General features: G+C 68.4%; 1 protein-coding gene. It reads left to right on the plus strand.

The annotated features are described in order from the left end of the window. Positions 1-373, plus strand: a 373-nt coding sequence (locus tag EQG76_RS31395; RefSeq protein WP_159719125.1) for a hypothetical protein, incomplete at both ends; no start/stop codon positions are given.

Consider the following 373-nt stretch of genomic DNA (forward strand, 5'->3'; position numbering starts at 1 on the left):
ACACCCGGGAACGGAAGGATCGAACTCGCCAATTGATCGGCTGCTCGCGGTGCGCGAGTACCTGCCAGCGACCGAGCAACCCGGCACCAGTGACAGCGCGGGTGGGGCGCGCGGCATGACGCCGGCTTTCCTTCTTGGCTATGACGACGACACCTGGTTCGGCCAGCCCTGGTACTACCGAGGGCGCTATCCCGCGGGCAATTCTAGCGGCGGCCTGTTTGACGAGGATCCGGTCAATCCCAATGCCGCCCGCCCGGCCGTGGCGAGCCGAGGGCCGGCGCTCATGGTGTACGGGCAGCGCCGCCTGCGCCAGGTCCTCACGCCGCCCGCCGATTTCGCCGGAGAGGTCGTCGACGAGATCTACGTCCATGCC

Origin of the sequence: Geminicoccus flavidas (genome assembly GCF_009806515.1) — a bacterium.
In the GTDB taxonomy this organism is placed as follows: Bacteria; Pseudomonadota; Alphaproteobacteria; order Geminicoccales; family Geminicoccaceae; genus Geminicoccus; species Geminicoccus flavidus.